Origin of the sequence: Pseudonocardia pini (genome assembly GCF_013870575.1) — a bacterium.
In the GTDB taxonomy this organism is placed as follows: Bacteria; Actinomycetota; Actinomycetes; order Mycobacteriales; family Pseudonocardiaceae; genus Pseudonocardia; species Pseudonocardia pini.
In genome coordinates this window covers 1-1,812 of the sequence record NZ_JACBXB010000953.1, presented here as the reverse complement: position 1 = coordinate 1,812, position 1,812 = coordinate 1, and the positions used below count along the sequence as shown (strand labels likewise).

General features: G+C 75.7%; 2 protein-coding genes and 1 pseudogene. All 3 read right to left on the bottom strand.

The genetic code is table 11. The features are described from left to right. Positions 1-330 (bottom strand): annotated as a pseudogene (locus H5J29_RS31255) (MMPL family transporter); the annotation flags it as partial. 19 nt (positions 331-349) lie between these two features. Continuing rightward, the gene (locus H5J29_RS31250) at positions 350-997 is read right to left on the bottom strand and encodes a TetR/AcrR family transcriptional regulator (RefSeq protein WP_181784530.1); all 648 of its coding nucleotides are present in this window, start codon (positions 995-997) and stop codon (positions 350-352) included. A gap of 71 nt (positions 998-1,068) precedes the next feature. Then, positions 1,069-1,812, bottom strand: a 744-nt coding sequence (locus H5J29_RS31245) for a GNAT family N-acetyltransferase (RefSeq protein ID WP_181784529.1), incomplete at its 5' end; no start/stop codon positions are given.

Genomic DNA, 1,812 nt, shown 5'->3' with positions numbered 1-1,812 from the left:
CGGGTCCACGACCCGCGCCACGCCCTCGACCTCACCGGCCCGGACCAGGGCGGCCGAGACGGCCTCCTGCTGGGCCGGGGTGAGCGGCGTGCCGTCGGCGGTGTGCAGGACGACGAGGGCGGTCCCGCCGCTCGCATCGGGGAACTCGGCCTTCAGCCGGTCGGTGACCTCGGCGGTCGGCGTCCCGGGGATCGAGATGGCGGACCCCAGCGTGCCGCCCGCCAGCACGAACGCCGCCACCACGGCGGCGAGCGCGAGCACCCAGCCCGCGACGATCCGCCAGGCGTGGCGGGCCGCGAGGCGACCGAGTCGGTGGAGCAGTCGAGCCATGGTGAGCGCCTCGGAGAGGTCAGGGGGCGGCGTGGCCGGCCCGGAGGGTGTCGAGCAGGTGGTCGAGCAGGGACTCCCAGACGCGCCGGGACGCGGCGTCGTCCGCCGCACCGGTGCGCTCGCGCCACTCGTGGTGCAGGACGCCGATCCCGGACAGCAGCGACGAGGCCAGCAGCGCCACGTCGAGCTCCGGGACCTTCGGGTACCGCAGGCTCATCTCGGTGAGCAGGTGCTCCCCGGTCCGGCGCAGGGCCGCGTCGACCAGCGCCGCGACCCGCGGGTCCCCCTGCTCGACGCCGGGGTCCAGCGCGCGGGTCAGGTAGGCCATCGGGCCCACGAGGTCGGTCTCGCGGACCGCCCGCGCGACGTCGGAGAACAGCGCCGCCCGGGTCTGACCCCCGGGCGGGACGGCCACGGTGGCGGCGGTGAACCCGTCCACGACGACGTCGAGCACCTCGGTGCACGCCGCGAGCACGATCTCGTCGAGCGTGTCGAAGTGGTTGAACACGGTGCGCCGGGAGACGTCCGCCAGCTCGGCCACGGTGTCGACGCTCAGCCCGGACAGTCCCGTCCGGCTGGTGAGCGCCACGGCGGCGTCGATGATCGCGCGGTGGGTGCGGGCCTTCTGCGCGTCGCGTCGCCCGAGTGCGGGAGGGGCGTCGGGCATGATCGTGACACTAGGTGCAGCGTTGCACTCAGTGCAACACGATCGGGTGACGCCGAGGTGTGACGCCGGCGTCAGCGCCAGTCGTCGAGGACGTAGGCCGAGTCGTGGTCGTAGCCGGGGTCGTTGGGGGCGTGCATGGTCACGCCCGGGACGTCGGTGACGAAGCCCCGCTCGCACAGGTGCCGGTAGGCCCGGTGCCGCGCGGTGTTCACGCCCACCACCACCCGGTCCGCGCCGATCGCGGCGGCGTGGCCCAGGCAGGCGTCGAGCAGCCGGGCGAAGTCCGCGCCCGCGCCCGGGCGCACCATCGCCGTCTTCACGTACGCGAGGCCGGTGCCCGCCTCCGAGCCCGGCCCGTCGTGCACCACGGCCACCCCGTGCGGCTCGGCGACCGGCCCGAGCAGCAGGACCTCCCCGATCTTCTGGTCCAGCACCGTGTCGATCTCCCCGCCCACGTCGAGACCGGGGAACACGCCGTCGGCCAGCCGAGCGGCCCCGGCGAGCAGGGTCGGCCGCTCCAGCGCCGACCCCACGGACCACGCGAGCCCGGGCGGGGCGGGCTCCGCGGGCCCCGACATCAGGGCGGTGAGGAACCGCGGCCAGTACCCGAACCGCTGGTAGAGCCGGTGGTGCGCCGGGCTGTGGGCGAAGGTGAACAGCCCCCGGTGCACCGCGCCCGCGAGGGTCCGGTCGGCGGCGGCGAACAGCGCCCGCCCGATCCCGCGTCCCCACAGCGAGGGCTCCACCGACAGCGGCCCGACGAACCCGACGCTCCCCCACCGCGTCGCGAACACCGACCCGACGAGCCCGCCGTC